Below are 23553 nucleotides of genomic sequence, written 5' to 3' on the forward strand. Positions count from 1 at the left end.
AGGCTGCTCTTTTTTGACTACGTTGACTACGGTTGACGCACGGGCAGCGAACGGACATATCCATCGCTGAGCTTCAGCAGTTCCAACGCTCTTGTGAACTGCTCCGCATACTCTTCTACCTTTTCTGCTTCCTCCTGCGTAGCGAGCGTGACAGCTGTGCCATCATGATAGCTCAGGCCCGGTCGGAACAGAATTTCGTTGTTGATAAACGATCCTGTCGGCAGATAAAACCGCTCTGGCAACACATTTTTGCTATAGTTGAGCAAATCCTGCCCGAAGTAGATCTGATCGTCCATCTTCACCCCGAGCAAGTTCACAATCGTCGGCAACAGGTCGATCTGTCCGCCCACCGTTGGCAGAACCTGCGCCTTTTTGCCCGGCACTTTCATCAGCAACGGCACGTTAAACGACTCCAGCGCCGAATAGTCTGTGCCGAGCCAATCGGACATGTACGCAGCTTCCGTCTCATTGAGCGCGTTGGCTCCAAGCGCAACGTGGTCTCCATAAAACACGAGCAACGTGTCTTTGTACAGCCCGTTCGCTTTGAGCAGTTCGACCAGATGGCCGACCTGGCTATCCACGTAGGCGGTCGATTCGATGTACCCGCCAAGCGGTGTGCCTTTCAGCTCTTCTGGAATCTCAAACACGTTCAGTTCCTCCGGTAGCTTAAACGGATGATGGCTGGACATCGCGATCAAGTTGGCGTAAATATGCTTGCCGCTCTGCTTGATTTTCTTCAGCTCCGGCACCGTCTTTTCATACAAAATTCGGTCGGACGCGCCAAACGATATTGTCTCCTCTTCCCCGAAAAACGACTTGTCGAACGTCTTCTCGAAACCCAGCGCCTGATACATCTGATTCCGATTCCAAAATTCCAGTTCGTTCGTGTGGAACGTGGCGCTTTCGTAGTTGTATGGTTTCAAAAGTTTGGCCAAACTAGGAATGTCCCGGTTGCCAAACTTCTGCGACATCGCATAATCACCGAGCGGATAGATCGAAGTATTCAGCATAAATTCCGCATCGGACGTATTGCCTTTGCCGACCTGCTGATAAAAGTTCGGGAAATACAGGCTTTCTTTCAACAGCTTGTTTAGATTCGGAGTCACTTCTTTGCCGTCGATCTTCAGACCGATCAAGAAGTTTTGAAAAGACTCCAATTGCACGACGATCACATCTTTGTGCTTGGCCAGACCGAAGTCCTGCGGTTTTGCAACTGGTGTGGTTCCTTTTAACTCCTGTATGCGGGCCTGTGTGATGTCTTCCAACTCCGGTTCTTGGCTGTGGACAGCTCCGCCGACAGCTAACGCGAACTGGTAGTTAAACATCCCCATCTGTTCCGCTTTTTTCATTTCATTGATAATGTCCTTCTGCTCGACCTGCCAGACCGAAACAAGTATCGCGCCCGCACAGACAGCAGAGACGACTGCGTAGTTTGCTTTTCTGATCTTCAAGTTCTGCGGTTTAAACTTTTTGTACACGACCAACAGGACAAGATCAACAAAGAACAGCAGATACCACGGATTGAAGATCTCCACGATGCTCTCGGTCAGCTCACCGATTTGACCAGCCTGTGCCAGCGCCTGATAGGTCAACAGCGACCCGTAAAAATCATGGTAGACCGCAATGCTTAAAAGCGCCAGCGAAAAGACTGCGCTCGTCAAAAAATAAAACGGTAGCCTGCGTTTCCCCGCCAACAGTTCGATCAGGAAATGCAACAGCAAAATAAAGGGCAGTTCTCGCAACAGGAGAACTTTTACATCATTTTCACCAAACACCAAATTCTGAAAAAACACGACTTTGGCCATCAAGACCACTGTGAACAGAAGAATAGGATTCATCATGAGCATCCCCCCAAAAACAAAATTGGAAAAGAGCAACCTATACGGGTTGCCCTTTCGCAATCTCCTCTTGTCGTTTGATGTTCACGCGCGCTTGTGATGTTCCGAGGTAGATCGCAAAAAACGCTAACAAAAATCCGATGCCATGCACCCAGGTGATCGTCTCACCGAGCAGCACGACAGAAAATAGCAGACTCATCATCGGCATGCCGTTCAAAAACATCGCAGTGCGCCCCGCACCGATCAGCCGGATGCCCGAGTTCCACCAAATCGCCCCGAGTGCCGTCGCCACCCAGCCGGAGAACAGCAACACTCCCCACACCAACCATTCGGATGGCAGGTCTGCCATCTGTCCGTTGACCGCATTTTGAGTACCGGTGGTCAACAGCAACAGCACGGTCGCAAGCACATGGCTGTAGCCAGTCACAACGAGCACGGGCGCTGTCTGGGTCGCTTTTTTAATGAACATGCCGGAGATCACATAGACCACCATCGCCACGAGGACGAGCAGTTCACCCGTTCCCAAGGAAAGGGAAGCGGTCTGCTCCCATGAGTCACCGAAAATGACCAGCGCTACGCCGAGGAAGCCGAGCACGACTCCGCCAATTTTACGCACAGTCAGTGGCTCACGAAAAATCGCATAGGCGAGCAACGAAGTTGCCAGCGGATTCAGACCCAAGATCAACGAAGAGGTTGACGCATCGGTCGTTCGAATTCCTGCACTGAGCGCGATCTGATGCAAATAGATCCCGGTCAGCGCAGCACCTGCGATGTACAGCCATTCTTTAACTGACAATTTTACAAAACCGTACATTTTCCATACTACCACACCTAGCAACAATGCGGCCGCCCCAATTCGATAGGTGGCCAATTCGAGCGGAGGAAAATAGCCGGATAGGTACTTGACCATCACGACGTTCAGGCCCCAAATGATGACAACAAACAACAATAGTGACTTGGCCTTTTTTTCCTCATTCACCGACTTCCCACTCCCAACCATTTGCTTCGTGTACCGAAATAGTCCAACATCAGACCATATTATACACGTCATACAGGCAAACGCAACAGCTTTTTCATAGGAAGAACGGCATGAAAAACCCCCACCTGTACAAGCAAGGTGAGGGTAATGAGGATGAAGAAATCTACGATTGCGGTTGATGCGGGCCGACCGTTACTTGGGTCATCTTGTCCGGGTCGAGCACCTCATTGGCGAGGCGCAACGCTTCCTCGACGGTGACAGCGTCTAACTCTGCGATGTCCTGCTCATATGCGCGGTACGTGCCGAACAGCAGTTCATCGTCGATCAGCTTGTGTACTTTGTTGCCAAGTTGGTCACTGCTCATCAGCAGGCTCGATTTGAGCATCGCTTTGGAGCGGAACAACTCATCTTGCGTGATGCCTTGACGCAGTTTGCCAAGCTCCGAGCGAATCTCCGCGATCACGCGGTCAGTCTCAGCCGGCTGGCAACCGGCATAGATCATATAGCTGCCGACATGCGGCCAGCCCGAATAACTGCCATCCACTTGGTAGACCAGACCGAGCTCATTGCGCAGGCGCTGGAACAATCTCGACCACGAGTCGCCACCCAAGATCGTCATCGCCACATCAAAGGCGGGCAGGTCACGGCGCGTCACTTCCGGCGCCCGAAACCCGAGGAACACCTGCTCCTGTTCGCAGTCCTCCTCCTCATGGCGCACGCTGATCTGCGACAGCGGCACATCGGGCAGTTCCACGCGGGTGCGAGTCAACTCGCCAAAATGTTTGGCGATCACTTCGACCACTTGTTCATGCTCGACATTTCCGACCACGCCGACGATCATGTTGTCCGGCGTGTAGTGCTCTTTGGCAAACTGGAGCACCATGCTGCGGGTCAAGCCATCGATCGAATCGGGCGTCCCGATCGTGGGATGAGCAAACTCACCAAGCAGCGCATGGTAGGCAAGGTCTTCTCCCCAAGAGGACGGGTCGTCCTGAATCATCTTATATTCTTCTTGAATCACATCTTTTTCCTTGTCAAACTCCTCCGCTGGCACGTGAAACGAGGCGATGACCCCCGCAAACACGTCGAGCCCCTTCAGCACCGTCTCCGCCGGGCCGTCCAACTCATACGTGGTCGATTCAAAACCAGTCGAAGCGTTGGTCGAGCAGCCGAGTCTGGCGATTTCGTTGCCGAACGCCACCTGATCGAGAGTTGGCGTTCCTTTGAACACCATATGCTCAAGGACGTGAGCAATCCCGTGGAGTTTTAAGGGTTCAAGGCCTGAGCCGATCCCAAAGCGCAGATGCGCCACCGCACCGCGCAGGTACGGGGTGCGCTCCGTCAAGATTTTCAGCCCGTTCGGTAATACCGTCTTCCGAATCAATCTCACACCACGCTCCTAACTGAGCACTCTCTCAAATTCTGCTTCTTTAAATCCGACCGTCGCTTTCCCGCCATGCACGAAGATCGGCCGTTTGACCAGCATGCCGTCCGATGACAGCAGGTCGAGCATTTCCTCTTCGCTCATCGTTTTCAGCTTGTCCTTCAAGCCTAATTCGCGGTACTTCTGACCGCTTGTATTAAACAGTTTCTTAATGTCCAAACCGCTCTTGTTCAGCACGTCGCGCAATTCCTCTTTGGTCGGCGGCTGCAAGGCGATGTTGCGGTCTTCAAACTCTGCACCCTGCGCTTCCAACCATTTTTTCGCATTGCGGCAGGTGCTGCATTTCGGATATTGAAGAAAAAGGGACTCTGCCATTTTTCGTCTCCTCCTTATGTATAGGACTGACAATGCCCCCAATGTATCACGTTTGTCCCGATTTGTCTAAATGAACGTAAGGCACACGACAGATTTTTAGTGTCAATCAGGGTATGCTGAAAGCATGAACCATTCTATGGAAAAGAGGATGATATACCATGTACCAAGAACCGACACATGACGAGTTGCGCCAATGGTTGACCGAAACGAAAATTATCGCCGTCGTCGGCCTGTCCGACAAGCCAGAACGCACCTCGTACCTGATTGCAGATACGATGCAACAGCGCGGTTATCGGATCATTCCGGTCAATCCAATGGTCGAAGAGGTATTGGGCGAGACTTCTTATCCCACACTGGAAGATGTACCGGAAGGAATCGATCTGGTCAACGTCTTCCGCCGCAGCGAAGAACTGTACAGCGTGGTGGAAGCGGCGATCAAAGCAGGGGCCAAGCGGATCTGGGCGCAGTCGGGCGTCTATGATGAAAAAGCGGCCGAACTCGCGAAAGCAAACGGTGTCGAAATCGTGATGGACCAATGCATCGCGGTGGCCCATACACAACTGGTAGGAGGGAAGTTCTAATGGCCAAACTCGATTTTTACTTCGATTACAGCTGTCCGTGGTGCTATCTCGCAACGAAAACGGTACGCGAACTGGCGCAAGAAGGTGTCGCGATTCGCTACCATGTCTGGAAAATGCCAAAAGACGCCACCCCGCCGCCAAAGCCAGAAGGATATATGGAAGCTGCGACCGCCAAGCTGCGCGAACTGCGCGTCCAGTTGAACATGCCTTTGTCGAGCCCGATCCAAAGTGATACCGTGCCCGCTCTGATCGCAACCAAAGTTGCGGACGATCTGGGACGTGGAGAAGCGTTTGTCGAAGCTGCTTTCCTCGCGCACTGGGCCAACAAACAGGACATTTCCGATCGCAACGTCTTGGTGAAAATCGCGGAGAGCATCGGTCTTGACGCGACCAACTTCCAAACCGCATTGGAGGATGGCGCAGGACAGGCCGCTTTTGAAGCAGACTTGCAACAAGCACAAGCGCTGAACATCGACACAATCCCGTCCTATTTAAATGAAGAAGCGCGACTGCTAATCCACCATTTTGAAGATATGCCGACTCTGGAGCAACTGCGCCATATTGCACAAACTAAATAAGTTTACATGTGGAGACGTTCGCAACCGATACGTCTCCTTGTTGTAAAAAGTTATAAATATTTAAATTCGTTTGAATGCTTGACATTATTCTGGCAAGTTGTAAACTTGAATTATGAACAATATTGGATAACTAAAATTTTCCAATTACATATTCGGCATACAGAAAGAAAGGGATCACAAACTATATGGATACTTTGCGTTATGTTCAGCAGTTTGGCCGCTCGAAAAAAGACAACTTAAAGCCTAGCCTATTAAGCAAGTATCATGTGGGTACTATTATTGAAGTCTTTCCATTTCGCATCATGGATTTCGGCTGCTTCGCCTCCACATCGGACGGTCTGAGCGGTTTGATTCACAACAGCGAAATGTCATCGGTGATGCAAAACAATTTGCAAGAAATGATCGACAAGCAAGTGCCGATCACCGCTCGCATCAATAAATTTGATCGTCGCACTGGGGAAATTGCCTTCTCTTTGGAGAACAAAGCGAAATCATCTTTACATATCGAATCCGCTTTGCAGCACGAAACCCCTGTGAGCGAAACGGAAGTTCCCACCGTCAGCGCCGAACCGGAGATCGAACTTACAGCCGAAGCCCTGCCGGAAGTAGCAGACGAATTGCAACCTTACCAATTTAAAATTAATCAGCCCGTCCATCCTGAACCCGTACAAAAGTCGATCGCATCCGACCTGTCTGCGCGTTTGGATCAGGAGACGTCCGACATTCAAAAATTTCTCGAAGGCGTGTTGAAACAGGATTTGTCTCCTGTGGCTCGTAAAATGTTGCGCGACCTGTTACAAGAGACTTCCACCTTCCGCTTTACCTATGCGATGCAGACAGCGGTCGATGCATTCGAGCCAGATGTCGGTGTGCAACTGATGACCTCGATTGAACGCATCCTGCGCACGAAAGCGTAACCATACCATAAAAAAGAGACCCGCGTATGAACATTTCCCATCGGCTACTTGATCGGAAAATGTTCAGCATCAGGTCTCTTTTTCATGAACAGGAAGGTCAGCGAATTTCTTTCATCATCTTCAAACGCGAACCGAGCAGATCGTCGATCATCTTCAGCTTCGGATCATGTGTAAAATCGTGCCCGTCGCCAAAATAGTGACGGTACAATTCTTGCGCGCGCTTGTAGTCTTTTTTCACATAGAGCGAGAAGATCTCTTCGAGCTTCACTTCATTGGACATCGCATACTGCAAGTTCAACTCATGCGCATCGCGAATCTCGCGGCGGAACTCGCCCATCTGCATGTCCAGTTCATGCGCCGTATCGGCTGCACGGCGCAAGGCGGCGCGCATGTCGTCGGGCAATTTCTGATCATATTTGTAGCGCAGTTCATGCTCGTTGGTCGCCCAAAAGTTCATCGCCAGCGTCCGCAGTTGAATCTCGCAGAACGCATCCTTTTTTACAGCGCCGTGATAGGTTGGGTAGCGGACGATCACATGGATCGAGCGATACCCGGAGTCTTTGGGAATCGCGATGTAGTCTTTGACCTCTTCGATCACAAAGTCCTCGCGCGAGGTGAGAATCTCCAACACTTCGCGGATATCTTCGACATAGCGGGAGACCAGCCGAAGTCCGGCAATGTCCTTGACCGCCTGCTCTACCTCTTCAATCCAGTTGCCGACACCGATCTGCACGCCTTTGAGTTCCGCTTTTTGCAGCATCGATTCGGTCGATTTGACACGGCCGACTACATATTCGATCGGGGAGTAGCTTTTTTCTTGCAGACATCCGTATTTTATGCCTTTCAGCTTGACTTTCAATTCATCTATCGTTTGCTGGTACGGTGCTTTCATCCGCGCCAGTTTCTCTAAATCGCCTTTGCTCGGCGTGTAATTCTTGATCATTGTTTCCTCCAACTGTATTCAAAATCTTGACTTACTAGAGATTCCATCCTTTCTACCAAATTCCTCCCTGTATTGGTGCATTTGTCACGAAATGTTTGGTATTGTGAAAGCAGGAATTATGCTAGACTTTAATTACCTTTTTAGGGAGGTAAAAAACGAGCATGCACCACTATGTAAGAGAACATGGAACCGGTATTCCGGTCGTTTTTATACACGGTTTCGCCGGCAACTCGCGCACCTGGCTGCCACAAGTGCGGATGTTTCAAAAAAAGTTTCGCGTCTTGCTCTACGATTTGCGCGGACACGGCAAGACCGGCGGTTCGAAAGTAGCTTCCTATGATGCGGAGTTATATGCGGACGACCTCGCCGCCATGCTGAAAGCAAAAGGGATCACCTCCGCTCACATCTGTTCCCTGTCGATGGGCGCCTTGGTGGCACAAGCGTTTGCGAGCAAATATCCGGAGATGGTGCGGACGTTGACGCTCGCTGGCGGCTTCTATCGCCTGCCGTGGTATTTCCGCGCAGTGGTCTCACCGCTCAACCGTACCTTGACGCGCATTCTGCCGCCGAGCATGATCGTGCGCATCGGCTCAAAAGTCCTGATGCCACGCCGCCGCGAGCAGGTCGGACGCCAAGCGTTCATCAAAGCCAGCCAAGATTTGTGCCCACGCGAATTTGAGAAGATCATCTCCTTTTTGACCAGTGCGAACGGGAGCGGGCTTTGTCGCAAGCTAAAAGTGCCGACACACCTGATCTCCGGAGATGCCGACTATTGGTTTGTCGGACAAGTCAAAAAGATGAAAGATTGGATTCATGGTGCCAAGCTTCACCTGTTGAAAGGTTGCGCACACGTCGTGACGATCGAACGGTTTGCCGAGTTTAACGCGCTGTACTTAGAAATCTTGGAGCGCTTCGAGCAACAACAGCTTAAACTGGCCAATTCGTAATGAAAAGCCATCCTGTAGTTTGTCTACAGGATGGCTTTTTCCATCATGGTCAAGCGCGTTGTTCGATACGATTAGACCGGGATGATCTGCAAGTCTTTCGGATAGGAAGTCAGGATTTCCACACCGTCCGCGGTGACGATCACATCGTCTTCGATCCGCACGCCGCCCACTTCCGGCACGTAGACACCCGGCTCGATCGTGAACACCATGCCCGGCACCATTTCCTGTTCATTGTTCCCATGCATCGATGGGAACTCATGCACCTCGATCCCGAGTCCGTGCCCTACGCGGTGCGTGAAATATTCACCGTAGCCTGCCGCTTCGATCACGTCGCGCGCGGCGCGGTCCACCTCTTTCGCCGGGCGACCCGGCTTGGTCGCAGCGATGCCCGCGAGATTGGCCGCCAGCACCGTCTCATAGATCTCGCGCTGCTGCGCCGTCGCTTCCCCGACGATGACGGTGCGGGTGATGTCGGAGCAATAGCCCTCATAGACAGCCCCGAGGTCGAACAGCACAAAATCCCCTTTTTGGATGGTGCGACTGCCCGGCGAGCCATGCGGCAACGCGCTCTTTTCACCGGCGAGCACGATGGTCGAGAACGAGGTACCCGATGCGCCAAGTCCGATCATCGTGGACTCGACAACCGCAACCAACTCCTGCTCCGTCTTGCCGATGGCGATCGCATTGATGCCTGCTTCCACTGCGCGGTCCGCGATCTCGGCCGCTTTTTTCATGATGGCCGCTTCTTCCTGATCCTTGCTCAGACGCATGCCGAGCAACAGGTCTTCCGCCGCCACCGCTTTGTCCTCGCCAAACACCGTCTGCAGTTGCTCATAGCGAGCCACCGTCATGTGCAATTTCTCCACCGCCAGCGTCCCATACGGTCCGTCGCCGATCACATCACGCAGCTTTTGCATCGGGTCATCGGTGTCGGACACGGTGACGATGTTCGCAAATCCGGTCTTCTCCGCTTCTTCCTTCTCCAGCGTCGGCACAAACAGCGCGCGCTCCCCTGAAGCTGTCACGCAAAGTGCCATGAACCGCTCATGCGGATGGCAGTCAAAGCCAGTCAAATAATAAACGTTCGGCGGCGAAGTCACCAACAGCACGCCCACGCTTTGCTCCGTCATCCACTCCTGAATTCGCTCTAATCGCACTTCATAAATCGACATTCGAAAAACCCCCATTTCAAGAATTGCTTTTGCTATGAGTGTAACATACTCCCTGCCAAATCGTGGCATACTAGCGGAAACTTTTTTGCTGATAAGGAGGAGGACGAATGCGGAGGAGATCGTATTGGACAGCTCTGCTCGGCGCACTGCTGTTCGTCGCCCTGCTGTTCCCTGTACGCGGATTGGCAGTGACCCCTGAAGGCGAGGTGCCGCTGCTAACATTTGCAGCATTCTCAGATGTGCATGTGGTGGATGCGCGGAACATCGACCACTACAGGAGCACCCACAAGTTCCGACATGCCTTGCGCGACCTCGTCCCGTCCAAGCCTGACTTTCTCGTCATCAACGGCGACCTGAGCAATGGCCGGGAACAGGATCTGTTGCTGGTACGATCGCTCGTCAAGGAGAACGGCAATTTCAAACTGTTCCCTAGCATGGGCAACCACGAATATTATTACCAATGGCAAAATCCAAAGTGGAACGACGAGCGGGCCAAAAAGCAGTTTCAACAGATCTTTGGCCTCGAACAACTCTACTACGACCATTTTGAAAAAGGGGCACATTTCATCCATCTCTCGCCCGAGCAGTACATGGCCAAACAAAAGGAGATCGGCGAAGCAGCTTGGCTGTCCGACCAGCAGATCGCTTGGTTTAAAAAAACGCTACTCAGCTCGAAAGCGCCGACCTTCGTCTTCCTCCATCAACCGCTCGACAACACGGTCGGCAAAACGGATGTCGGCATCTCCGCCGTGCAGACCGCACAACTGCTCGCCATCGCTAAACTTCATCCGCAAGTGGTCTGGTTCTCCGGTCACTCCCACGTTTCCATCACCGCAAACAGCGAATATGTGCAACAGGATGGCATCACCTTCGTCGGTCTCGGCTCCATCTTTCAGCCGGTTGAAGTCTCAAGCACGGCGTTCGAAGGCAGCATAAAAGAGGGGGGCTACCACTTGCGCGTCGATCCGTTGAAAAGCGAATCGCGCTTTGTCGAACTCTACCGCGACCGCATCGTCATCCGCGACCGCGATCACCAGAAAAACGCATGGGGAAACAAACATGTGATTCAAATCGACAGCAAAAGCCTCCTCACTCGTTGAGAAGGCTTCCTCGCAATCTAAACAACTGCTCAACTGCTCAACTGCTCAACTGCTCAACTGCTCAACTGCTCAACTGCTCAACTGCTCAACTGCTCAACTGAACATCCACACGCCGTCTTCGGTCGTCTCTCGCGCGATCCTGCCCTCTGCCGTCATCCAGTCGAGATGGCCGAGCGTCTCCGACATCACCAGCGGCAAGTAGTTCATCGCTTTCGGGAACAGCGCTTCGCACACCTCAAGCCCTGTGCGCTTGCCCGCTTTCACCTGTTCGACCACCATGCGCGCCCGCTTTTCCTGCGACCGAAAGCGCTTTTCGATCAACTCGCGGTAGTTTCGAATCTCCTCAAAATGCCCAGGATACCCGACTTGCCACTCGAGGTCATAAATTTTGCGCAACGCTTGGCGGTAGATCATCAGCGTTTTCGGACGCTCCTCCCCTTCACGAGCGGCAGGCTCGATAAATGCGTTGGAAGCGATGTTTTGCAAAAGATGATCGCCGAGCAGCATCACACCGTTTGTGTCGTCGAACAAAGAGAGGTGATCCTGCGAATGGCCCGGCGTGTAAATCACCCGCCATTGCTCATGACCGGGCAAACGGTCGCCTTCCTGCAACACCACATCGACGCCCGCTCGTCCCATGTCATCCTGATAACTGGACACCTGCTGGACGATCGACTGGCGCCGCGTCTCCTCTACCATTCCCATGCCCAGATACACGTGATCAAAAAACGCCACGCGCTTCGCCAAGCTCGTTGCTGTCGGCATGATCAAATCGTGAGTCAGCGGATGGGCGTACACGGTCGCACCACTTCGGGCAACCAGCCGTTCCAACAGCCCGGCATGGTCGGCATGATAATGGGTCAACACGATCTGCTGCAAATCCTCAACGCGAACGCCAACTTCGGCCAACTTCCGCTCCAGCACGCGTTCCCCTTCCCGACTGCTCGTCCCCGTATCGACCAGTGTCAACCGATCACCGTCACGCAACAAATACACGTTCACGTCCCCGATCTGAAAAGGAGTCGGAAGTGCTATTTTATGAACCTTCATCAATTTCTCGCTCCCTTTGCACTCATGGGTCAGTTTAGTTCTCTTAAAATCGTAAGATATTTCAGCTCAAAAATAAAGCCCTATACTGAAAAAGGCCCCGGAAACTACTCCGGGAGCCCTTTATCCTTTCGTACCAGCCCCATGATCCCCGCGATGATCAGCAAGATCCCCGGCAAGATGTAGAAAAATGAGATGCAGACAAAACCGCCGATCGCTGCCACAAGCATGAGGATGCTGGCGAGCACCGTTTTCTTGCGCACCAGCACCGCTCCGATGATTCCTAAAACGGAGAAGAGCAGCGCAATCCATGACAATCCTGCCACCAAACCGCCTTCTTCCACAGCCAATGACTGCGCCACTTCGCCAAAAAAGACTCCGGCAAGCGCAAACAAAATCCCCAAGATACCTCCGGCAAGACCCAATCCAAACTCGGCTGTGCGTTTCATGAATCGATTCCCCTCTCCATGAGATGCGACGCAAGCAGACGCTCACCCCATGGATATGAAGAGACTGCGGTCAGCATGACAGCTTACCGTTTGCCTGAACTGGTGTTTGTACCGATGTCGGACAACTGAAAGAGTGTCATGATCGATTTCCAGACCAATCCTCTGCGTGAAGCAAAACCGAACATCAGCGTGATAAACAGCACGATCAGGATGATGATAAAGATTAGATTTTTCATCCAGGTACACCTCCGCACCTATTAGCATGCCCCGAGTGTGTGACATTTCGCACGGTCGATTTGCCGAATATCGGGTACCATAAGACTTGTAAACAATCCCATGAAGTAACGGAGGATGATCCTTATGTCAGAAAACACATCGCTGTATGCCAAACTGGGTGGCCAAGAGGCGATTGCAGCCGTTGTTGATAACTTCTACGACCGCTTGCTCCAAGATGACACCGTCAATGAATTTTTCAAACATACCGACATGGAAAAACAGCGCCGTCACCAAGCGATGTTTATCTCCTTTGCACTGGGCGGCCCCAACCAATACACTGGTAAAAGCATGGCCCATGCACACGCAGGCATGAATCTGCAAATGTCACACTTCATGGCGGTGGCCAACCATCTGTCCGCAGCTCTGCGCGATTTTCACGTTTCCGAAGAGGACATTCAAACGGTGATCAACCACTTGCTGACCCTAAAAGATGATATCTTGGGCAAGTAAGTTCCGAAATAGGACACAGTAAAACCTAGACCCATTTTTCTCGCGGTCTGGGTTTTATTTTTGGGAGGTGGATGGTATGAGTGTAGACGTGGAAGAGTTGGACAGCATGGGAGTCAAAGAAATCCAAGCGCTCGCCAAACAACTGCGAATTCATCCGTCCTACAAAGTCGGCGGGCTGCGCGTTCGCAAGAATAAAGCCGAACTGCTGCGCGACATCAGGCGTCAAGTCGTCAGCAATGGCAGCACGGACGCGCAGTAACCTTCCCTTACAACAGGAAAGACGGCGCGATTGCGCCGTCTTCCTTCCCATCCTAGCCAACGATCAGAGCTGTACCCGATACACGCCCGGTTCTGTTTCCTCCAAGCGCCGCGTCTGCAACAGCGCGCGCTGCTGTTCCTCGCTAAGCCCCGCTTGGGACAGCTCTTCTTGTGTCAACACATCTCCCTTTGCTCCGTGCAGTCTGACCAACGTCCGCAAGACGTGCGGCGTGATGATCTCGATCAATTCCGCGCGTGAAAATCGCATCGTTCCCGTCCTCCTTTTGCCAATAGTTTTATCATACGTACAAACCTGTGCGGCGTAAACATAAATCACCACACCTGCACTCGGAAAAAGGAGGACATCAGCGTATGGCCAGTCTGCCCGCCTTGCTCTATGAAACCGTTTCTTCCTTTCACAACCGCGACGCTCTGATCTGGAAAGACGAAGGAAGCTGGCATCGCATGACGTACGGCGTGTTCTGGCAGCGCATCCAATCGCTGGCGTACGGCCTGCAACAGCTCGGTATAAAGCCGCAATGCAAAGTCGCCTTGCTCTCCGAAAACCGTCCCGCATGGACGATCGCCGACTTTGCCATCCTCTCCTGCGGCGCCATCACCGTGCCGATCTACCCGACGCTCACCGCCGCGCAGATCGGCTACATCCTCGACAACGGCGATGTGGAGATCGTCTTGGTGGAAAACGCCGAACTCGCCGCCAAAGTCCGCGCTTTTGCGACCGACAAACTGCGTTACATCATCCTCATCGACGAGACTGCGATCGAGAACAATTCGAACATCCTTTCCTACAGCGATGTGATGGAAACAGGCTATGAAATGCTACAAAGCCAAGGTCCGCTCAGCACCTGGGAGCAGGTCGATGGCGAGGCGATCGCCACGATCTGCTACACCTCCGGCACGACCGGCCCTCCGAAAGGTGTGATGCTGACTCATCAAAATTTGCTGTCCAACATCGTCCAGACCAGCCGATACATCCCGATTGAACCGAGCGATGTCACGCTGTCCCACCTGCCGCTCTCCCACATCTTCGAACGCACCTGCGGCCAATTTTTGATCTTGCTGACTGGAGCCGCGATCAGTTACGCAGAAGAGATCGGCACCGTGGCGCAAAACATCGTGGAAGTCCAACCGACCTTGCTCCTCTCCGTGCCCCGTTTTTATGAAAAAGTGTACACAAACGTGATGAAAACGGTACAGGAGTCCTCCCCCTTCAAACGCTGGCTGTTCGGCATCGCCCTCCGCTCAGGCATCAAACATGCAGAACGACCTACCTTCCTCACCTCCCTGCTCCATCCGCTGTACGACCGACTCGTCTACACCAAAATCCGCGACAAAATGGGCGGCAAGCTGCGTCTGCTCGTCTCAGGCGGTGCTGCCCTCTCCCCTTATCTTGCTGAATTTCTCCACGCGATCGGTGTGCCCGTCTCCGAAGGCTATGGATTGACCGAAACGTCCCCCGTCATTTCAACCAACCCTGTCTCCGACATCCGCATCGGTACCGTCGGGCGACCCATTCCCGGTCTGGACCTCAAACTGGCGGCAGATGGTGAAATTTTGGTCAAAGGTGCGGGCATCATGTCCGGCTACTACAAGGACCCAAATGCCACAGCAGCAGCTTTTGACGAAGACGGCTGGTTTTGCACAGGCGACATTGGCCACCTGCAAGACGGTTATCTGAAGATCGTCGAGCGCAAGAAAAACATCCTCGTCCTCACCACAGGCAAAAATGTCGCACCGTTCCCGGTCGAATCGGCGATGTCGCGCAGTCCCTACATCGCGCAGGCCGTCCTGTTTGGCGATCGCCGCAAATATGTGACAACATTGCTCGTCCCCGACTTTGTCGCCTTGCAGGCGTGGGCTGCTCAACACGATCTGCCGTCGGGCATGCCCAAGCTCTTGTCGTCACAGGCGGTGATCGACCTGTACCAAAACGAGATCGAGCGCACCCTGCGAGAGTTCGCCCCTTTTGAGATCCCGAAGAAATTCGTCCTGCTCCCCCGCGATCTGACACTGGAAGAAGGAGAACTCACACCGTCCTTAAAAGTCCGCATCCATGTGCTCCAACAAAAGTATCAAGCCGAGATCGATTCGATGTATGAAGAATCGGAAAAAATAGCTGACAACCTCGCCACCATGTAGTAAGATAGCCTGAAATCGTGAGACACAATCGGTAGGTTTCAGGAGGTATACCGTTCATGCTCGGCTATCTGCGCTCCCTTGTTAAGCTCCCACCTGCTGTCCAGTTCTACTTGTTGTCCGAAATGCTTTTTGGGGTCGGCATCGGCATGGCGGTCATTTTGAATTTTCACTATTTAGAATTAGGCTTTGACACGTCCGATATCGGTCTTGCCGTCTCGGTTTACACACTGACCGTCGCCCTGCTTTCGTACCCGGCCGGGATGATCACCGACCGTTTCGGTTCGAAATTAACGATGATTTTCGGTTCCCTGTTCGTCGTGCTCGGCTATGTGCTGCTCGCCTTTATCGAAACGCCTCTGCAACTGATCCTCGCTCAGATCGTCTCCGGGTTTGGCTTCTCGTTCGTCATCGCCTGCGAATTCCCGTACATCATGAATCTATGTGAGAAACAGGAGGACGAGACGACCGCCTACAACCTGCTCGTCTCCGCTTTCACCTTGGCGTTGGCGTTAGGCAACATCTTGGGCACCAAGCTTCCGGCCATCATGCCAGCAGGCAACACCACCTATCAGAGCACGATCTATCTGATCGCTGGCTCCTTTCTCATCATGCTGATCATGCGCTGTTTTTTACCAGCCAAAAGCAAGCGGGTCGCGATCGCCGAATCGAGCCGTCCGAAAAAGACGAGCTGGAAAGTCATTCCGAGCAAACAGGTGATGATCTACGTCCTGTTCGCCACCACCAACGGTTTGATTTTCTCGATGCTAGGTCCGTTTGAAAATGTCATCCTCCGCGAGCGATTTGCGTTGACCGACGATACGATCGGCTACATGCTGGCGTTCAACTCGTTCCTGCTCTTCCTCGCGTCCTTGTTCACGCCGTACATCATGAAGAAGTCTTGGCGTCTGATCGCCTTGTACAGCGCTTATGCGCTCTATCTGGTGTCGATGCTAATGATGGGCTTTAATGTGATCGTCTACGCCTTCTACCTGTTCCTGCTCGGCAAAGGATTCAGCGCCACGCTGTTCAACTCGTTTATCGATTCCTCGATGATGAAAGCGACGCATGACGATGAGCGCGGACTGCATTCCGGCTTGCGCAACCTGTTTCGCTCGGGGGCAGGCGCGATCGCTTCCGCGTTTGCCGGCTACTTGCTCTTGGGCGGTGACTACAACTCGATCTACTTCATCACCTTCCTGATCATCGTCGCACAAGCCTTGCTCTATGTATTCGTGGTACGTCATCAACTTCGTCAGGATTTGAACGAAAAATTTTGATAACGTGTCTCGCACGGGACAGTTGTTAGATCAGAAAACACACGAAAAGCACCCTCATCGGGTGCTTTTCGCATTTGATCAAGCGGTTCCAGCCGCTATTATTGTTCGTTGATCAGCGCTTCCAACTCATCAAGACGCTCAACAAACACTTTGAACGCATCGTGGATCGGTTGCGGCGAGGACATATCGACACCTGCACCTTTCAACAGATCGATCGGGTCTTCGGACGAACCTTTTTTGAGGAAGTCGAGGTAGCGTTCGATCGCCGGAGCGCCTTCCGTTTCGATCTGACGCGCCAGTGCAGCCGCTGCTGCAAACCCGGTCGCATACTTGTACACGTAGAACGCATCGTAGAAGTGCGGGATGCGACCCCACTCGTGTTTCAGTTCATCGTCGATCACCAATTCTGTGCCGTAGTACTTGATGTTCAGCTTGAGGTACTCTTCGGACAGCAGGTCGGCGTTAAGCGGATGACCTGCCTCGACCAGCTCGTGCACGATCTTCTCGAACTCGCCAAACATCGTCTGACGGAACATCGTCGAACGATATTGATCAAGCGAATGGGTGAGCAAGTACATGCGCTTCTTCTTGTCCGTTTCCTCACGCAGCATTTTCGAGAGCAGGAGGTTTTCGTTCAAGGTGGATGCCACTTCTGCAACAAAGATGGTGTAGTTGCCGTAGGTGAACGGCTGCTCCTTCATCGTGTAGTAGGAGTGCAGGGAATGACCAAGTTCATGCACGGTGGTGAATACATCATCAAGCGTTTCGGTGTAGTTCAGGAACAGGTACGGGCTGGACGTGTAAGTCCCCCACGAATAAGCACCGGTGCGCTTGCCTTCGTTCGGGTATACATCGACCCAGCGCTCATCGAACGCACGCTGTACGGTCGCGACATACTCTTCGCCAAGCGGCTGAAGCGCGTCGAGCGACATCTGTTTCGCCTGCTCCCACGGAATCTTCATCTCGATCGATTCCACCATCGGAACGAAGAAGTCGTAGTAGTGCAGTTCCTCGAGACCGAGCACCTTTTTGCGCAAGGTCAAGTAGCGTTGCAGGTGTTTCGCGTTGTCATGGTTCGCTGCGATCAGGTTGTTGTACACTTCAACCGGAATGTTCTCACCAGACAGTGCCGCTTCCAGCGTCGAGTTATACTTTCTCGCCTTGGCGAAGAAAACATTTTTCTTGACGTTATTGTTGTAGGTAGCACCAAGCGTGTTGCGGAATTTGCCATAGGTGCCGAATAGCGCTTTCATGGCGCGCTCGCGCAGCACACGGTCTTTCGATTCCAGCAGGTTGCGATAACGGCCTTCGTTGACCTCGTACTCTTTGCCTTCCGAGTCTTGTACGGACGGCATTTTCAGGTCAGCATTTGCAAACATCGAGAAGATCGTAGCCGGCGCGTCCGCAATCTCGCTGACTTTAGCCAGCAACTCTTCCACTTCAGGGGACAGCACATGCTCTTTTTCGCGGAGCAGGCGTTCAAAGACCAATTTGTAAAGGCGCAGTTCTTCCTTTTCTTCCATGTAGCGCTCCAGCGTGCCGTCCGGCAAGCCAAGCAGCTCCGGATTGACAAAAGACATTTCGCTTTGTACTTCCGCGCCCAGCATCGAAGCACGGTCCGAAAGCCCTTGGTAGAAGGAATCACCTGTGTTTTGATGGTAGCGCATGTGCGCGTATACAAAAACGTTATCAAACGTCAAAGCGATCTTCTCACTCAGGCGCATCCACTCGAGCAAGATGTCCGCTCCTTCATGTAAACGACCGCGGTATGTAGCAATGCTTGGCAAAAGTTCCTGTACTTTTTTATAGTCCGCTTCCCATGCCTCCGCAGTCGGATACATGGCTTCCAGATCCCATTTTTCATGTTCCGCAACTTGGTCGCGGGTCAACAATTTCTCAGTAGACAAGAAGATTTCCCCCTTCGGTTATTCGATCAGTCTGTTCCTTCCACAACAAAACCGGAGCCTGAATTTGTCCGCTTCTTTTCCAAGAGGGCAATCTCGTCGATCTCGATCAGTCCAATTGCCTGCCGCTGGAGCAAATCTTCTGCCGATGCGAACGCTTTTTCCTCATCTTCGGCGATCACGATCACCTGAGAGGGAGGGAATCCTTTCCCTTGGCTTCAACAAGGTACAAGAACATGTAGACTCCCCCTTATATCTTCAATTATACCCAAATCTCTTAGTTTTTCCATCTGATAAGAAGTCGAACGCTTCAGGCGGTGTCAAAAAGCATCAGGTTGTTGTCGATCGCACCGTTTGTCACCGCCGACGTCGCAGCGCTATCGCCTCCGTGCTGTTCTTTGTTCTGATCGGCAGGTAGTTGATGCGCCAAGTACCTGACGGGTCGAAATAGGTCGAAACGGGCCACATCAGGCAGCAAAGCCCTTCACTCGAGGGTCTTTTCTTGTTCTCTGCTGGCCAGCGCCGCGTTGATCCGCTCAAGCAACAACATCGCTGTGTGCGACTCATTTGACCTAAACACATCCTCCACGCCGGATGCGGAACCGATCCGCAACGTGAAATGCGTCTGTTTCCGTCCCGTCAGCCAGATCAGCACCAGGCTGACCAAGGCCACGCCAAAGCCCGCTTGACGCACAACATCGGAGAGGACAAAGGTGAAAATGCTCGTTTGCAGGGCGATGTACGATCCGAAACAGACCAGCAAGAAATAGAAAAGCACGTTCTTTCGGGTCACGCTCTTCTTCACTTCAACGGTCGTAATCTGGTCGCTGACAAACGTCTTCTGCCCGATGCGCAACACCTTGTCCGAAATCATCACCTCTGTGCCGCTCACTTGCTCATGAAAATAGATCTGCTCCATGGCCTGTCCCCCTCTCCTGATAGATATTGGGCCAGCCCACAAAAAATGACCCTCACCAAAGGGTCATTTCTCTGTTTCGATTCTGCTTACATCCAGGAAATCTTGCGCTCGGTGCCATTCAAAATTCGCTCGATGTTGGAGCGATGGCGCCAGAGCAGAAAGACGACGAGCGCAAAGGTGACGATCGAGAGGACCTTATCACCAAAAAAGATCGCATAGGTATGTGCGATGATCGCGGCGATGATCGAGGCCAGCGATACATATTTGGAAAGATACATCGTGATAAAAAAGGTGGAAGCTGCCGCAATGAAGCAGAACGGGCTGTACAGCAGCAATACACCGGCCGAAGTCGCTACCGCCTTGCCGCCGCGGAAGCCTGCGAAAATCGGATAGCAATGCCCGAGCACCGCCGGGAGACCGGCCAGCATCGGATTGATGTCAACGCCCATCGTATAGGGGAGCGCTGCCGCAATACTCCCCTTCAGCACGTCGATCACCGTCACGATCAGCCCGGCTGTAAACCCGAGCGAGCGAAACGTGTTCGTGCCCCCCAAATTGCCGCTGCCAAGTGTGCGGATGTCCACGCCGTAGCCGAGCTTGCCGACGATCAGCGCGGTTGGGATCGACCCGAGGAGATAACTTATGATCAATAACCATATCAAAGTCAAGATTCTTTGTGCCCCTTTCATCTCTTGCAGGCCTGTCCACGCAAGGAAACTCTTTCCGTTTATTGTAGCACAAAACCGACTGGGAACTCACCCAGTCGGTTGAACTGCCAAAAGTTCTATCGCGTTCTAATCCGCACCGCCATCTGGTACACGCCCGCCCAGTATGAATGGTCGAGCGGTGCCACCATGATCCCGCGGTCCGCATCGGCATGGATAAATTGTCCATTTCCAACATAGATCCCCGCATGTGACGAAGCAATGCCGCCACAGGCGAAAAAGATCAGATCACCCGGTTGCAGACTCGATTGTGCAATCTGTACGCCCGCGCTGAGTTGCCCATGCGTAGTGCGCGGAAGCTCCACCCCTACCTGCTGATAGATGAATTGAATAAAGCCGGAACAATCAAATCCTGACGGGGTGGTGCCTCCGTACTGGTACGGCACCCCTCGATACTGCATCGCTACCGACACCGCTTGGCTGCCCAGCGGTGCGGTCGCCCCCGAGTCACGCAGCAAGGTTGGTGCCGGATTGCTCACCGCTCGTTGCCCTTGTGGATGCTGTTGCTGGTCGGGAGCGGCTGATGTCTGCTCTGCTTCAAGTTGCGGCCTCGAAACTGGAGCGATCGGCAGATTCATGCCGCTGCGGCTGGCTACCAACAAGTGTAGCGGCTGCCCTTGCTCGGAGTCCGCTCGCGTTGGAAGCCGAACGATTTCAAGTTCATCGAGAATCAAGCGACTGGCGACCCCTGCGGTCCAATCCGCTTCCGAGTCGAGCAAGAGCGGCTGAACGATCCGTCTACCTTGCTTCTGCTCGCGATTCTGCATCGCGGTGAACGCTGCAGAATCTGGCTGGATCGCTCGACTGAGCGCGAGCGGACCTGGCAAGCCAAACCGATGCGACAGCGCCACATCCGCCCGTTGCAAACCGACCGATACCGCCACAGCTTGCTGCTCAAACAACATGGACGAGAACAGACCGACCATCAGACTTTTTTTCCACTTCTTCATTCTCGACCTCCCCAGGTGCCAAATGTTGAACTACCAGAAGCATTCGTAACAAGATATTCAGCTGTTGTGAGGGGACAAGCCTATTAATTTTCGGAACCCAACAAAAAACGACTCGACCTGCAAACAGGTCGAGTCGTTTTTGATCAAACATGAGGTGTTTCCATCGCTCGCAAAGTCTTCCTGAACGCACGAGAGACTATGCCGTCATAGCCCTGCGCGGCAAAAAAGCGCTGGGCGTCCTGAAGGTGAGGATGGCTCACGAGCATCACCTTCGTCGCGCGTTGCTCACGGGCGAGGTTCTCCACTTGGTCCATCAAGCGCCGACCAATGCCGTTTCTGCGCCGCTTCGGATCGACGATCAAATTCTCGACCACCGCATAGGGCAGTGTGCCAAACATCGGGTCGGGGCAAAAATTTACAAACACGCTGCCATCCACTCGGCCTTCCGTTTCGTGCACCAAAAGAAAATGATGCGGGTCTTCAAAGATCGCTTCAATGCGCGAAGCGATCACATGCACCGATTGATCTGGACAAAGCTGTTCGTAGAGACGCTGGACGGCCGCTCTGTCTTCGGCAGTTGCTTCTCTGATCAAAGCCGGGCTCCCTTAGACGATCTCAACAACTTCAAATTCGATCTGACCGCTCGGCGTGTTGACGGTGATCTTATCGCCAACGGTGCGCCCAATCACCGCCGACCCGATCGGGGATTCGTTCGAAATTTTGCCGTCAAACGGATCTGACTCGGTGGAGCCGACGATCGTATACGTTTCGAAATCACCGTTTGGCAGTTCTTTCAGCTTAACGGTCGAACCGATGGCCACCATCGATTTGTCATCGCCGCCCGGCTCGATGATCCGCACATTGCGCATCATTTTCTCAAGCTGTACGATACGAGATTCTACAAAAGCCTGCTCATCTTTTGCCGCATCATATTCTGCGTTTTCACTCAAGTCGCCATAAGAAACTGCAATTTTAATCCGTTCAGCAACTTCTTTGCGCTTGGAGCTTTTCAAAAAGTCCAGTTCTTCTTCCAATTTCATGAGCCCTTCACGGGTCAGAAATACTTCTTTGTCGCTCATTTCGTTCCTCCTCAGGAAAAGATTACTCCCCATAGAGTGTTACAGGAGACGATTCCTAATACATTATAGCTTGCTCGTTACATCAAGACAAACATTGTTTCATTCACCATATTTTTGCGGCATCCCATCACGTTATCATGTAAGATTCTCATCTGTTATGTGACAAGAATTTTGGTCTTATGTTTGCAATGCTGTTTGCAGGCATGTTTGCCTGTAAAGATCCCGCACAAACGTACAATGTCACTTGTAGGATTTTGAAAACTACTTCTATTCAAAAAAAGATATGATACAACACTAGCACAAAAACTAACAAATATGGTATATTTTTTTCGATTGGAATAATATATAAGGAGTGAATATTTTTGGTATCTCTAGTGCTCGGCATTATCGGTTCCATTATCGGCATGATATCAGCCATCTTGGCAATGTTCATTGGTGGTATCGGTCAAGCATTTGAAGCGGACGGCGCAGGTACAGTGACAGGCTTGGGCTGGGCAGCTCTCTTCCTGTCGATCTTGGGTCTCGTTGGCTCGATTCTCGTAAAAAACAAGCCAAAAGCAGGCGGGGTCCTCATGTTGATCGCAGGTATCGGTGGTATTATCAGCATCTCCTTCTTCTACATCCTCGCTGGAGCTTTGCTGATCATTCCGGGCCTCATCAGCTTGTTCTCGAAGCAAAAATCAACTTCTATAAATGCATAACTCCTCCCCCCTCTCGATCAAGTAGATTGAGGGGGGCTTTTTATTTTTCCCTATCATCGAGTGGGCGTGGAACTAGTGGTGATATAGGAACATTCGCTCACGCTCTCCTCGCCTCCAGATGCGCGCGTCACAATGTCTACTTGCCAGCCTACTCCCAGGTAGCAGCCGTCTGGTTATCCGCTGTGCCGCTACAAAATAAACGCGCGTAAACTGTTATATCCCTTTCGAATCGGAGGCATCAGCGCATGAAAAAGCAGAAAGAGACGACGCAAGAGCAATCGACCGAAGCCGGTTTGTTAGAGAAATTGGGCATCGAATTGGATGTTCTCGGCCTGCTCTTTATGGCGGCCAACATCTTTGCGACGGTCGCAAATATTCGGGCTACCGCGCTCAACACGAGAGCGATTAATCTGAACACAGAAGCGGCGCTCAAGAGCGGCTCGCAATCACATGTGATCAGCGCGAGGAAAAAGGGGAAACCGAAGCAGCGGCCCAAGAAGCTCTAACCTGCCCTGTCAAGAACTCGTTCATCTGCCAACGCGCC

At 52.5% G+C, this 23553-nt stretch carries 29 protein-coding genes; 11 read left to right on the forward strand and 18 right to left on the reverse strand.

Features of this window, described 5'->3' with window-relative positions:
* Nucleotides 1–26 precede the first annotated feature (26 nt).
* The 4 genes from CIG75_RS15460 to CIG75_RS15475 all read right to left on the reverse strand — a co-directional run bounded on the left by CIG75_RS15460 (nucleotide 27) and on the right by CIG75_RS15475 (nucleotide 4576).
* Nucleotides 27–1841: an LTA synthase family protein gene (locus tag CIG75_RS15460; RefSeq protein WP_157729583.1), complete on the reverse strand. Its 1815-nt coding sequence runs from the start codon at nucleotides 1839–1841 to the stop codon at nucleotides 27–29.
* Between the two features lie 37 nt (nucleotides 1842–1878).
* Nucleotides 1879–2817, reverse strand: coding sequence for a DMT family transporter (locus CIG75_RS15465; protein ID WP_172844466.1), 939 nt, complete (start codon nucleotides 2815–2817; stop codon nucleotides 1879–1881).
* 163 nt (nucleotides 2818–2980) lie between these two features.
* Nucleotides 2981–4207, reverse strand: a complete 1227-nt coding sequence (locus CIG75_RS15470) for a M16 family metallopeptidase (RefSeq protein ID WP_094237434.1) — start codon at nucleotides 4205–4207, stop codon at nucleotides 2981–2983.
* A gap of 9 nt (nucleotides 4208–4216) precedes the next feature.
* Nucleotides 4217–4576: an arsenate reductase family protein gene (locus CIG75_RS15475; RefSeq protein ID WP_094237435.1), complete on the reverse strand. Its 360-nt coding sequence runs from the start codon at nucleotides 4574–4576 to the stop codon at nucleotides 4217–4219.
* 158 nt (nucleotides 4577–4734) lie between these two features.
* Between CIG75_RS15475 and CIG75_RS15480 the strand changes: the two genes are divergently transcribed.
* From CIG75_RS15480 to CIG75_RS15490, 3 genes are all read left to right on the forward strand, one after another.
* On the forward strand, nucleotides 4735–5157 hold the full coding sequence (locus CIG75_RS15480) for a CoA-binding protein (protein WP_094237436.1): 423 nt from the start codon (nucleotides 4735–4737) through the stop codon (nucleotides 5155–5157).
* Nucleotides 5157–5735, forward strand: a complete 579-nt coding sequence (locus CIG75_RS15485; protein WP_157729584.1) for a DsbA family oxidoreductase — start codon at nucleotides 5157–5159, stop codon at nucleotides 5733–5735. Before CIG75_RS15480 ends, CIG75_RS15485 begins: the two co-directional genes overlap by 1 nt.
* A gap of 185 nt (nucleotides 5736–5920) precedes the next feature.
* Nucleotides 5921–6652, forward strand: coding sequence for a S1 domain-containing protein (locus CIG75_RS15490; RefSeq protein WP_094237438.1), 732 nt, complete (start codon nucleotides 5921–5923; stop codon nucleotides 6650–6652).
* A gap of 97 nt (nucleotides 6653–6749) precedes the next feature.
* Here the strand turns inward: CIG75_RS15490 and CIG75_RS15495 are convergent, their stop codons facing one another.
* Nucleotides 6750–7595 (reverse strand): GTP pyrophosphokinase, encoded by an 846-nt coding sequence (locus CIG75_RS15495; RefSeq protein ID WP_227874251.1) that lies wholly within the window; start codon nucleotides 7593–7595, stop codon nucleotides 6750–6752.
* 161 nt (nucleotides 7596–7756) lie between these two features.
* On the opposite strand from CIG75_RS15495, the gene CIG75_RS15500 reads away from it, so the two are divergent.
* Nucleotides 7757–8542, forward strand: coding sequence for an alpha/beta fold hydrolase (locus CIG75_RS15500; RefSeq protein ID WP_094237439.1), 786 nt, complete (start codon nucleotides 7757–7759; stop codon nucleotides 8540–8542).
* 71 nt (nucleotides 8543–8613) lie between these two features.
* Here the strand turns inward: CIG75_RS15500 and CIG75_RS15505 are convergent, their stop codons facing one another.
* Nucleotides 8614–9714 carry a M24 family metallopeptidase gene (locus CIG75_RS15505; protein ID WP_094237440.1) on the reverse strand — a complete coding sequence of 367 codons (1101 nt, stop codon included), beginning with the start codon at nucleotides 9712–9714 and terminating at the stop codon, nucleotides 8614–8616.
* Between the two features lie 107 nt (nucleotides 9715–9821).
* On the opposite strand from CIG75_RS15505, the gene CIG75_RS15510 reads away from it, so the two are divergent.
* Nucleotides 9822–10814: a metallophosphoesterase family protein gene (locus tag CIG75_RS15510; RefSeq protein ID WP_094237441.1), complete on the forward strand. Its 993-nt coding sequence runs from the start codon at nucleotides 9822–9824 to the stop codon at nucleotides 10812–10814.
* A gap of 93 nt (nucleotides 10815–10907) precedes the next feature.
* Here the strand turns inward: CIG75_RS15510 and CIG75_RS15515 are convergent, their stop codons facing one another.
* The 3 genes from CIG75_RS15515 to CIG75_RS20810 form a co-directional block, all read right to left on the reverse strand.
* Nucleotides 10908–11864, reverse strand: a complete 957-nt coding sequence (locus tag CIG75_RS15515) for an MBL fold metallo-hydrolase (protein WP_094237442.1) — start codon at nucleotides 11862–11864, stop codon at nucleotides 10908–10910.
* Nucleotides 11865–11968: 104 nt separating this feature from the next.
* Nucleotides 11969–12310 carry a DUF4064 domain-containing protein gene (locus CIG75_RS15520; protein WP_094237443.1) on the reverse strand — a complete coding sequence of 114 codons (342 nt, stop codon included), beginning with the start codon at nucleotides 12308–12310 and terminating at the stop codon, nucleotides 11969–11971.
* Between the two features lie 83 nt (nucleotides 12311–12393).
* Nucleotides 12394–12546, reverse strand: coding sequence for a hypothetical protein (locus CIG75_RS20810; RefSeq protein ID WP_157729585.1), 153 nt, complete (start codon nucleotides 12544–12546; stop codon nucleotides 12394–12396).
* 124 nt (nucleotides 12547–12670) lie between these two features.
* On the opposite strand from CIG75_RS20810, the gene CIG75_RS15525 reads away from it, so the two are divergent.
* Both CIG75_RS15525 and CIG75_RS15530 read left to right on the forward strand, forming a co-directional pair.
* Nucleotides 12671–13036: a group I truncated hemoglobin gene (locus CIG75_RS15525; protein WP_094237444.1), complete on the forward strand. Its 366-nt coding sequence runs from the start codon at nucleotides 12671–12673 to the stop codon at nucleotides 13034–13036.
* Between the two features lie 76 nt (nucleotides 13037–13112).
* On the forward strand, nucleotides 13113–13295 hold the full coding sequence (locus CIG75_RS15530) for a hypothetical protein (RefSeq protein ID WP_094237445.1): 183 nt from the start codon (nucleotides 13113–13115) through the stop codon (nucleotides 13293–13295).
* Nucleotides 13296–13358: 63 nt separating this feature from the next.
* Here CIG75_RS15530 and CIG75_RS15535 read toward each other — a convergent pair whose 3' ends face one another.
* Nucleotides 13359–13562, reverse strand: coding sequence for a hypothetical protein (locus CIG75_RS15535; RefSeq protein ID WP_094237446.1), 204 nt, complete (start codon nucleotides 13560–13562; stop codon nucleotides 13359–13361).
* Nucleotides 13563–13666: 104 nt separating this feature from the next.
* On the opposite strand from CIG75_RS15535, the gene CIG75_RS15540 reads away from it, so the two are divergent.
* Nucleotides 13667–15454 carry an AMP-dependent synthetase/ligase gene (locus CIG75_RS15540; RefSeq protein ID WP_094237447.1) on the forward strand — a complete coding sequence of 596 codons (1788 nt, stop codon included), beginning with the start codon at nucleotides 13667–13669 and terminating at the stop codon, nucleotides 15452–15454.
* A 56-nt stretch (nucleotides 15455–15510) separates the two neighbouring features.
* Nucleotides 15511–16731 carry an MFS transporter gene (locus CIG75_RS15545; RefSeq protein WP_094237448.1) on the forward strand — a complete coding sequence of 407 codons (1221 nt, stop codon included), beginning with the start codon at nucleotides 15511–15513 and terminating at the stop codon, nucleotides 16729–16731.
* Between the two features lie 98 nt (nucleotides 16732–16829).
* On the opposite strand, the gene pepF is transcribed toward CIG75_RS15545, so the two are convergent.
* The 8 genes from pepF to greA all read right to left on the reverse strand — a co-directional run bounded on the left by pepF (nucleotide 16830) and on the right by greA (nucleotide 22308).
* Nucleotides 16830–18638, reverse strand: coding sequence for an oligoendopeptidase F (gene pepF, locus CIG75_RS15550; protein WP_227874252.1), 1809 nt, complete (start codon nucleotides 18636–18638; stop codon nucleotides 16830–16832).
* A gap of 26 nt (nucleotides 18639–18664) precedes the next feature.
* Nucleotides 18665–18823, reverse strand: coding sequence for a DUF3906 family protein (locus CIG75_RS15555; protein ID WP_094237449.1), 159 nt, complete (start codon nucleotides 18821–18823; stop codon nucleotides 18665–18667).
* A 122-nt stretch (nucleotides 18824–18945) separates the two neighbouring features.
* Nucleotides 18946–19113 carry a hypothetical protein gene (locus CIG75_RS20815; RefSeq protein WP_157729586.1) on the reverse strand — a complete coding sequence of 56 codons (168 nt, stop codon included), beginning with the start codon at nucleotides 19111–19113 and terminating at the stop codon, nucleotides 18946–18948.
* A gap of 6 nt (nucleotides 19114–19119) precedes the next feature.
* Nucleotides 19120–19554, reverse strand: coding sequence for a DUF6232 family protein (locus CIG75_RS15560; protein ID WP_094237450.1), 435 nt, complete (start codon nucleotides 19552–19554; stop codon nucleotides 19120–19122).
* Nucleotides 19555–19640: 86 nt separating this feature from the next.
* A complete protein-coding gene (plsY, locus tag CIG75_RS15565; protein WP_456119755.1) occupies nucleotides 19641–20222 on the reverse strand; it encodes a glycerol-3-phosphate 1-O-acyltransferase PlsY in 582 nt (193 codons plus the stop codon).
* Nucleotides 20223–20338: 116 nt separating this feature from the next.
* Nucleotides 20339–21229, reverse strand: coding sequence for a C40 family peptidase (locus tag CIG75_RS15570; protein ID WP_094237452.1), 891 nt, complete (start codon nucleotides 21227–21229; stop codon nucleotides 20339–20341).
* Nucleotides 21230–21372: 143 nt separating this feature from the next.
* Nucleotides 21373–21822, reverse strand: a complete 450-nt coding sequence (locus tag CIG75_RS15575; RefSeq protein ID WP_094237453.1) for a GNAT family N-acetyltransferase — start codon at nucleotides 21820–21822, stop codon at nucleotides 21373–21375.
* A gap of 12 nt (nucleotides 21823–21834) precedes the next feature.
* Nucleotides 21835–22308, reverse strand: a complete 474-nt coding sequence (greA, locus tag CIG75_RS15580) for a transcription elongation factor GreA (RefSeq protein ID WP_094237454.1) — start codon at nucleotides 22306–22308, stop codon at nucleotides 21835–21837.
* A gap of 362 nt (nucleotides 22309–22670) precedes the next feature.
* Between greA and CIG75_RS15585 the strand changes: the two genes are divergently transcribed.
* Both CIG75_RS15585 and CIG75_RS15590 read left to right on the forward strand, forming a co-directional pair.
* The gene (locus CIG75_RS15585; RefSeq protein ID WP_227874253.1) at nucleotides 22671–23009 is read left to right on the forward strand and encodes a DUF4064 domain-containing protein; all 339 of its coding nucleotides are present in this window, start codon (nucleotides 22671–22673) and stop codon (nucleotides 23007–23009) included.
* Nucleotides 23010–23254: 245 nt separating this feature from the next.
* The gene (locus tag CIG75_RS15590; protein ID WP_094237455.1) at nucleotides 23255–23515 is read left to right on the forward strand and encodes a hypothetical protein; all 261 of its coding nucleotides are present in this window, start codon (nucleotides 23255–23257) and stop codon (nucleotides 23513–23515) included.
* Nucleotides 23516–23553: the final 38 nt, after the last annotated feature.

The organism is Tumebacillus algifaecis (assembly GCF_002243515.1).
In the GTDB taxonomy this organism is placed as follows: Bacteria; Bacillota; Bacilli; order Tumebacillales; family Tumebacillaceae; genus Tumebacillus_A; species Tumebacillus_A algifaecis.

Excerpts from the sequence above, each read along its gene's own strand:
- CIG75_RS15500 (WP_094237439.1), top strand. The coding sequence starts at position 7,757 with ATGCACCACTATGTAAGAGAACATGGAACCGGTATTCCGGTCGTTTTT.
- CIG75_RS15460 (WP_157729583.1), bottom strand. The coding sequence starts at position 1,841 with ATGATGAATCCTATTCTTCTGTTCACAGTGGTCTTGATGGCCAAAGTC.
- greA (WP_094237454.1), bottom strand. The coding sequence starts at position 22,308 with ATGAGCGACAAAGAAGTATTTCTGACCCGTGAAGGGCTCATGAAATTG.
- CIG75_RS15540 (WP_094237447.1), top strand. The coding sequence starts at position 13,667 with ATGGCCAGTCTGCCCGCCTTGCTCTATGAAACCGTTTCTTCCTTTCAC.
- CIG75_RS15590 (WP_094237455.1), top strand. The coding sequence starts at position 23,255 with ATGAAAAAGCAGAAAGAGACGACGCAAGAGCAATCGACCGAAGCCGGT.
- CIG75_RS15535 (WP_094237446.1), bottom strand. The coding sequence starts at position 13,562 with ATGCGATTTTCACGCGCGGAATTGATCGAGATCATCACGCCGCACGTC.
- CIG75_RS15510 (WP_094237441.1), top strand. The coding sequence starts at position 9,822 with ATGCGGAGGAGATCGTATTGGACAGCTCTGCTCGGCGCACTGCTGTTC.
- CIG75_RS15545 (WP_094237448.1), top strand. The coding sequence starts at position 15,511 with ATGCTCGGCTATCTGCGCTCCCTTGTTAAGCTCCCACCTGCTGTCCAG.
- CIG75_RS15525 (WP_094237444.1), top strand. The coding sequence starts at position 12,671 with ATGTCAGAAAACACATCGCTGTATGCCAAACTGGGTGGCCAAGAGGCG.
- CIG75_RS15490 (WP_094237438.1), top strand. The coding sequence starts at position 5,921 with ATGGATACTTTGCGTTATGTTCAGCAGTTTGGCCGCTCGAAAAAAGAC.
- CIG75_RS15480 (WP_094237436.1), top strand. The coding sequence starts at position 4,735 with ATGTACCAAGAACCGACACATGACGAGTTGCGCCAATGGTTGACCGAA.
- CIG75_RS15530 (WP_094237445.1), top strand. The coding sequence starts at position 13,113 with ATGAGTGTAGACGTGGAAGAGTTGGACAGCATGGGAGTCAAAGAAATC.
- CIG75_RS15505 (WP_094237440.1), bottom strand. The coding sequence starts at position 9,714 with ATGTCGATTTATGAAGTGCGATTAGAGCGAATTCAGGAGTGGATGACG.
- CIG75_RS15515 (WP_094237442.1), bottom strand. The coding sequence starts at position 11,864 with ATGAAGGTTCATAAAATAGCACTTCCGACTCCTTTTCAGATCGGGGAC.
- CIG75_RS15560 (WP_094237450.1), bottom strand. The coding sequence starts at position 19,554 with ATGGAGCAGATCTATTTTCATGAGCAAGTGAGCGGCACAGAGGTGATG.
- CIG75_RS15475 (WP_094237435.1), bottom strand. The coding sequence starts at position 4,576 with ATGGCAGAGTCCCTTTTTCTTCAATATCCGAAATGCAGCACCTGCCGC.
- CIG75_RS15520 (WP_094237443.1), bottom strand. The coding sequence starts at position 12,310 with ATGAAACGCACAGCCGAGTTTGGATTGGGTCTTGCCGGAGGTATCTTG.
- CIG75_RS15570 (WP_094237452.1), bottom strand. The coding sequence starts at position 21,229 with ATGAAGAAGTGGAAAAAAAGTCTGATGGTCGGTCTGTTCTCGTCCATG.
- CIG75_RS15495 (WP_227874251.1), bottom strand. The coding sequence starts at position 7,595 with ATGATCAAGAATTACACGCCGAGCAAAGGCGATTTAGAGAAACTGGCG.
- CIG75_RS20810 (WP_157729585.1), bottom strand. The coding sequence starts at position 12,546 with ATGAAAAATCTAATCTTTATCATCATCCTGATCGTGCTGTTTATCACG.
- CIG75_RS15485 (WP_157729584.1), top strand. The coding sequence starts at position 5,157 with ATGGCCAAACTCGATTTTTACTTCGATTACAGCTGTCCGTGGTGCTAT.